General features: G+C 69.2%; 7 protein-coding genes. All 7 read right to left on the minus strand.

Annotation, left to right across the window (positions count from 1 at the left end):
• Positions 1–171 precede the first annotated feature (171 nt).
• On the minus strand, positions 172–1,122 hold the full coding sequence (locus VFF46_RS38540; protein ID WP_325042225.1) for a glycosyltransferase family 2 protein: 951 nt from the start codon (positions 1,120–1,122) through the stop codon (positions 172–174).
• Positions 1,119–1,823 carry a methyltransferase domain-containing protein gene (locus VFF46_RS38545; RefSeq protein WP_325042226.1) on the minus strand — a complete coding sequence of 235 codons (705 nt, stop codon included), beginning with the start codon at positions 1,821–1,823 and terminating at the stop codon, positions 1,119–1,121. Before VFF46_RS38545 ends, VFF46_RS38540 begins: the two co-directional genes overlap by 4 nt.
• Positions 1,824–1,835: 12 nt before the next feature.
• Positions 1,836–3,146, minus strand: coding sequence for a glutamate-1-semialdehyde 2,1-aminomutase (locus VFF46_RS38550; protein ID WP_325042228.1), 1,311 nt, complete (start codon positions 3,144–3,146; stop codon positions 1,836–1,838).
• A complete protein-coding gene (locus VFF46_RS38555; protein ID WP_325042229.1) occupies positions 3,143–3,691 on the minus strand; it encodes a dTDP-4-dehydrorhamnose 3,5-epimerase family protein in 549 nt (182 codons plus the stop codon). The genes VFF46_RS38550 and VFF46_RS38555 overlap by 4 nt, the downstream gene beginning before the upstream one ends.
• Positions 3,691–4,827 carry a class I SAM-dependent methyltransferase gene (locus tag VFF46_RS38560; RefSeq protein WP_325042230.1) on the minus strand — a complete coding sequence of 379 codons (1,137 nt, stop codon included), beginning with the start codon at positions 4,825–4,827 and terminating at the stop codon, positions 3,691–3,693. Before VFF46_RS38560 ends, VFF46_RS38555 begins: the two co-directional genes overlap by 1 nt.
• Complete coding sequence (locus VFF46_RS38565; protein WP_325042231.1) at positions 4,821–5,471, minus strand: PIG-L deacetylase family protein; 651 nt, start codon at positions 5,469–5,471, stop codon at positions 4,821–4,823. Before VFF46_RS38565 ends, VFF46_RS38560 begins: the two co-directional genes overlap by 7 nt.
• Positions 5,471–6,282 (minus strand): hypothetical protein (locus VFF46_RS38570; RefSeq protein WP_325042232.1); only part of this gene is annotated, 812 nt, incomplete at its 5' end. The genes VFF46_RS38565 and VFF46_RS38570, both read right to left, overlap by 1 nt.

Consider the following 6,282-nt stretch of genomic DNA (forward strand, 5'->3'; position numbering starts at 1 on the left):
CCTGCGACCGCACCTGTGAGCCATCCGTGACCGGACCTGTAATCGCACCAGCGCCCCGTCCCGAGGCCCCACCTGTGACCGGACCTGCGACCGCACCTGTGACCGCCCCTGCGACCCGACCCGCGATCGGACCCGTGATCGGATCTGTGGTTGGGTCTGTGAGGGGGGCATTTAGGTCGTCTCCTGGCCGGGGACTGCGGTTTGGACTGACAGGCCGTTGGTTGTGCCGAAGGTGGACGGTGGTTCGGCTGGGTACCAGCGGCGCATCCGGCGCGATACGCGGCTGCCGATCCAACGGAAGATTTGGCCGTAGCAGGCGATTCGTTCACCGAGCGGCAGTGGCGCTCGGCCGACCGCGGTGAACCAGCTCAGGACGTACTCGGCCACCAGCCGTACGGCGGGGTTGCGGCGTCGGTCCGACCGTTTCGGGTCGAGGTTTGCGCAGGCCGTGTTGATGTCCGACAGCGACAGCCGCCCGGGGTGGTGCCGGCGGAAGTACAGCCAGTCCGGGACCTGTACGAACGTACCGAGCAACGCCAGCTGCGCGGTGAAGGTGTAGTCCGCGTGGTAGTAGCTGCCGTGCGGTTTCACGCTGCGGAGCGCGTCGGAGCGGATCACGCCGTAGAAGTCGTCCGCACACAACGCACCAGGAGTGTCGCCGTCGAGCATCATGCTGCGGAGCCGCTCGGACGGCCGCGGCGAGTCGGTGTTGAGCGGGTACTCCAGCGCCTGCGTCACGGTGCCGTCGCCGTCGATCGCGGCGCCCCACGAGTGCGCGAGTACGGCTTCCGGATGCTTGTCGAGCAGCGCGATGCAACGCTCGAACAGGTCACGCGCGTACAGGTCGTCCGACGAGACCCACTTGAACAGTTCGCCGCGGCTCTGCCGGAACACGTAGTCGTGGTTCGGCGCGGCGCCGATGTTCTGCTCCTGCCGGAAGAACCGGATCCGCGGGTCGCGGGCGGCGTACTCCCGGCAGATGTCGTCCGTACCGTCGGTCGACGCGTTGCTGGAGATCACCAGCTCGAAGTCCGTGTACGTCTGCCCGAGGACCGCGTCCAGCGCGGGCCGCAGGTACTCCTCACCGTTGTACACAGGTAGGCCGACGCTCAATCGTGTCATCGGGGTGCTCCGTTCGGCTGGGCTGCGGGCAGGTCGGGCAGCTTCCAGAGCGCGAGCCGGCTCGGGTCGACGTCACCGCCGTCGGCGATCGACTCGACCGGTTCCGGGAAACCGAACGGCGGGAGGCCGAAGTTCAGCTGCCGCCAGTTGCTGCCGGTGAACTGGTTCCGGTTCCGCTCGACCTCTGGATACGTGTTCAGCAGCACCCAGGTCGCGCCGGTACTGCGGAAGTTCTCGAGGATCAGCGCGGCGTCCGCGAACGACACGTGCACCAGGCAGTCGCGGCACAGGATGACGTCCGCGTGCGGCAGGTCTGCCTCGGTCAGGTCGCCGACGGCGAAGCTCCGCCGGTCGTCGCCGTACCGGCGCTGGTCCTCGGCGATCACGCTCGCCACGATGTCGACGCCGTAGTACTTCTCGACCCGGAGGTCGACGTGCCGCATCCAGTTGAAGTCACCACAAGGGGCATCGAGCAACGATTTCGCGCCGAGCCTGTCGAGTAGACCCGGCAACTGTTCGCGCACGTTGTCCGTGGCGCGCAGCTCCGATCCGGTACCGGAGCCCGACTCGGCACTGCCCCAGGTCGCCGAGTCGTAGATCCGGGTGAAGACGGCCTGCCGTGACGTCACGCGCCAGCGCAGTCCGTGGAAAACGCCTTGGCCGGCGAGGGATTCCCGCAACCGCCCGAGCATTGTGGACATCGGGGTTCCTTCCTAGACGAAGCGCCGGAAGACGGGTTTGACGGGGCGGCCGCCGAGTACCGCGTGCACGTTCCCGGCGTCGAGCGCCTCGCGGTAGACGCGGCAGGCACCGGCGACGACCTCGACGGTGCGGTCGAGGTCGGCGTCGCTGAGCGCGCTGCTGACCACGAACGACGGGCCGATCACGCCACCGCGGATCAGCTCGCGGAGGAACAGCGTGCGGTACGGCTGCGACGGCTGCAGGTCCTCGTCGAGCGTCGCGAACACCAGGTTGCTCGGCCGGCCACGGACCAGGACGTGATCCTGTACGCCGGCGGCCGCGGCCACCTCGCGGACTCCCTGCGCAAGCCGCGAACCCAAGGCGTGCAGCCGCGCGGCGATGCCTTCCTCGGCGTACACGTCCATCACCGCGACGGCGGCCGCGAGCGCGTGCGTCTCGGCGCCGTGGGTTGTCGACAACAGGAACACCCGCTCGTTGACATCCCGCAGTCCGCCGCGTTCGAGGTACTCGCGTTTACCGGCCAGCGCCGACACCGCGAACCCGTTGCCCAGCGCCTTCCCGAACGTCGACAGGTCCGGCGTCACGCCGTACAGCCCCTGCGCGCCCGCCTCGGAGAACCGGAAGCCGGTGATCATTTCGTCGAATGTCAACAATGCACCGTTGCGGTGCACGAGGTCGCGCAGACCTTCCAGGTACCCCGGCGGCGGGTCGTGCTGGGTCGCGGCCTCCAGGATCACGCAGGCGATCCGGCCCTCGTACCGGCGGAACAGCTCCTCGACCGCGGCCAGGTCGCCGTACGGGAAGCCGACGGTCAGGTCCGCGATCGCGTCCGGGATCCCGGCCGACATCGGCGTCCGGGCGATGAACCAGTCGTCGATCGAGAAGAACGCGTGGTCGATGCAGACCGCGACCAGCGGGCGCCCGGTGACGGCCCGGGCCAGCTTCACCGCGGCGGTGGTCGCGTCCGAGCCGTTCTTGCCGAACTTCACCATCTCCGCGGTCGGCACCGAGGACAGGAACCGTTCGGCGGCGTCGAGTTCGACGATGCTCGGGCGGACGAAGTTGCTGCCGCGGTCGAGCTCCCGGCGTACCGCCTCCAGCACCCGCGGGTGCCGGTGCCCGAGACTCACCGCGCGCAGCCCGGACCCGTACTCGATGAACTCGTTGCCGTCGACATCCCAGACGTGCGCGCCGTCGCCGTGGTCGATGACCGGCGCCATCTCCGCAGGGAACTGGTCCTCGCCCTTGGCGTAGGTGTGGGCGCCGCCGGGGATCAGGTCGTGCAGCCGCTTGTTCGCGGCGATGGACTTCTCGAAGTTCATGACAGCCTCGCAGTGGCCAGAGCCAGTGGTGACGCGGCGCGGTCGCGGTCGGACATCAAGGTCACCGGCAGCGGCCACGGGATCCCGAGGTCGGGATCGTCGAAGCGGATCGCGACGTCCTCGGCCGGGTCGTGCGCGCGATCGATGCGGTACGAGACGTCCGCGGGTTCGGTCAGCGCCTGGAAACCGTGCGCGCAGCCGGCCGGTACGTAGACCGTCACCTGGTTGTCGCCGGTCAGGTCGAACGTCTCCCGGTTCCGGTACGTCGGCGACCCCGGCCGCAGGTCGACCACGACGTCGAACACGGCGCCGTACGAGCACCGCACCAGCTTCGCCTCGCCCAGGCCGGAGCGGGTGTGCATGCCGCGGACGACGCCCCTGCGGGACCGGGAGATGCTGTCCTGGACGAACGCGTCCGGGTCGAGCCCGGCCTTCGCGACCACGTCCCGGTCGAACGTCCGGGAGAAGAACCCGCGCTCGTCGCGATGCGGCGCCGGCCGGAACAGCAGGACGCCCGCGATACCGGGTACCTCGACGACCTCCATCACCAGCCCCTCTCGTGCGGTTCCGGGAGCGGCACGAGGTACGTCGTACCCCAGCCGCCGCCGGCCTCCAGCTGGGTGATGATCTCGTCGGCGATGTCCCAGGTGAGCACGAGTACGACGTCCGGCCGGGCCGCCCTGAGCTCGTCGATCGGACGGATCGGGACCATGCTGTCGCCGGGGATCCGGCGACCGTGCTTGCCGGCCGCGAGGTCGACGGTGAACGGCAGCAGGTCCGTCGTCACCTTGCTCAGGTCGAGCAGCACCGGGGCCTTCGAGGGTGCGCCGTACCCGAGGACCGTACGGCCCGCGGCCTGGTGCCGGACGAGCTCGTCGTGCAGCGCACCGGCGGCATGCCAGGCAGCCTCCTGCAACGAGCCGAGCTGTACTTCGTCCGCGATGCCGGCCGCGTCCTCGTCCTCCAGCACCACGTCGACCGACGCGTCCGGATGCGCGTCCGCGGTATGCCGGAGCATCACCAGCAGGCTGCCGCCGTACATGTCGACCTGCCGCACCGACTCGACCGCGAGACCGTGCACCGCGGCGAGATTGCGGAGCGCGCGCAGCGACATGTACACCCAGTGGCCGTGCCGGATCGTGTCGAACTGGTTCCCGACGAACAACGGCAGCAAGTGGTGGAACTCCATCACCAGCAACCCGCCCGCCGCGAGCCGGTCCGCCCGCACCTTGAGCATCTCGCCGTACTGCGGCTCGTGCACGATCCCGTGCACATCCACCACGAGATCGGCCCGCTCGTCCGCTCCCGCCACGCGACAGCCCGCCCCGCGCAGATGCTCCAGCCAGGACCCGCCGTGCGGACTCCCGAACTCGAACACACTGCTCAGGTCCGGATAATCACCGAGGATCTCCTTCACCGAAGCCTCCGCATGCGCCCGGCTCGTCGCCGACTCGACGGCCAACGGCTCCTCAGGCAACTGCGGCTCGACCGGCCCGAGCTGCACCAACGTGCACTCCCGGCACAACCACAGCGCGAGCGGCCACCGCGGGTCAGGCCCCGGCGTATCGGCCGTCGGAAAGTAGTCCGCACACGGCTGCTCACCGAGATCGACCACCGGTACGACGTCATCCCCCGCGCACCCACGACATCTGAAGCCCACAGCGTCCCCCTCGCTCACCATGTCAGCGCCGCCTTCGCCGTCGTGAAGGCCTCGGCGTACGCCGCCCGGCACTCCATCCCCCGCAGCCGCGCCAGCCCCGCGAACACCTCTTCGTCGAACCAGTCGTGCGGTACCTGGGACGGATACGCCTTGTGCAGCAGGGCGATCTTCTCCCGGAGTTGCTCCTCAGTGAGTTCGACGTACAGCCACGGCCGGCTGAAATCGCCGTCCCACTTGGGGATCTCGTAGTGCAGCACCAGGTGGTTGCGCCACACCGTCGGCGCCAGCTCGGCGATCAGCCGGTGGTCCTGGTGCGCATCATGCTTGCTCGGGGCAAACACCAGGTCGGCACGCCGGCTCCCCCGGGCGGTTGCCTCCAGCAACTCCTTGGTCCGGTTCCAGTACGCCGGCAGCCGCCCGTCCGGGAGCTCCGCGGACGTGACGGTGACCTCGCACTCCGGCAGGAACAGCTCCGCCGCGCGGCGCGCCTCCTCCAGCCGTACCGGCGTACCGGTCGCGATCACGAACTCGGCCGACAGCTCCGGCACCGACTCGGCCAGCTTGAGCAGCGTGCCGCCGCAGCCGATCTCGATGTCGTCCGGATGGGCGCCCAAGGCAACCAGATGGACCGGCCCGTCGATCAGGCCGAGCTGGAACGGCAACATCAGATCGCCACCGGATCAGCGGCCCGGTGAGCCGTGCGGCCCGTGCGGCCCGTGCGGCCCGTGCGGCCCGGGTGGCTCCACAACGCCCACGGCTTCTTCCCCGACCGGTACAGGTCCTCGAGCTGGCTGCGTTCCTTGAGCGTGTCCATCGGCGCCCAGAACCCGTGGTGCGGGATCGCCTCCAGCTTGCCCATCGCGGCCAGCCGCGGGAACGCGTCCCCGACCAGGTCCTCGCCCTCGTGCAGGACCTCGAAGATCTCCTTCTTCAGCACGAAGTACCCGCCGTTGATCCAGACGTTCAGGTCCGCGGCCGAGCGCAGCCCGGTGACCCGGGAGTCGGTACCGAACTCGACGACGTGGAACGAGTCCTGCGGCGGGACCGCGAGCAGGCTCGCAGTGATGTCGCTGGTCATCACGTGGTCGACGATCCTGTCCATCGGCGCGTCGGTCAGTACGTCGCCGTAGTTGGCCAGGAACGCGTCGTCGTCCTCCAGGTACGGGCGGACCCGGCGCAGCCGCTCACCGATGCTGGTGTCGATGCCGGTGTCGACGAAGGTGATCTTCCACTCGCTGATGTCGGACTCGAGCAGCTCGATCTGCTGCCCGCCCTTGGTCATGACGAAGTCGTTGGAGACCGTCTCCTCGTAGCGCAGGAAGTACTCCTTGACCGAGGCCCCGCCGAACCCCAGCGGCAGGATGAACTCGGTGTGCCCGAAGTGCGCGTAGTACCGCATCACGTGCCACAGGACCGGCCGGTCGCCGATCGTCATCATCGGCTTCGGTGCGGAATCCACGCCGCTGCGCATCCGCA

Origin of the sequence: Kribbella sp., from assembly GCF_035655035.1 — a bacterium.
GTDB lineage: Bacteria > Actinomycetota > Actinomycetes > Propionibacteriales > Kribbellaceae > Kribbella.

Bases quoted from the DNA above. Each gene is read 5' to 3' on its own strand.
- VFF46_RS38545 (WP_325042226.1), bottom strand. From the start codon at position 1,823: ATGTCCACAATGCTCGGGCGGTTGCGGGAATCCCTCGCCGGCCAAGGC.
- VFF46_RS38540 (WP_325042225.1), bottom strand. From the start codon at position 1,122: ATGACACGATTGAGCGTCGGCCTACCTGTGTACAACGGTGAGGAGTAC.
- VFF46_RS38565 (WP_325042231.1), bottom strand. From the start codon at position 5,471: ATGTTGCCGTTCCAGCTCGGCCTGATCGACGGGCCGGTCCATCTGGTT.
- VFF46_RS38550 (WP_325042228.1), bottom strand. From the start codon at position 3,146: ATGAACTTCGAGAAGTCCATCGCCGCGAACAAGCGGCTGCACGACCTG.
- VFF46_RS38555 (WP_325042229.1), bottom strand. From the start codon at position 3,691: ATGGAGGTCGTCGAGGTACCCGGTATCGCGGGCGTCCTGCTGTTCCGG.
- VFF46_RS38560 (WP_325042230.1), bottom strand. From the start codon at position 4,827: ATGGTGAGCGAGGGGGACGCTGTGGGCTTCAGATGTCGTGGGTGCGCG.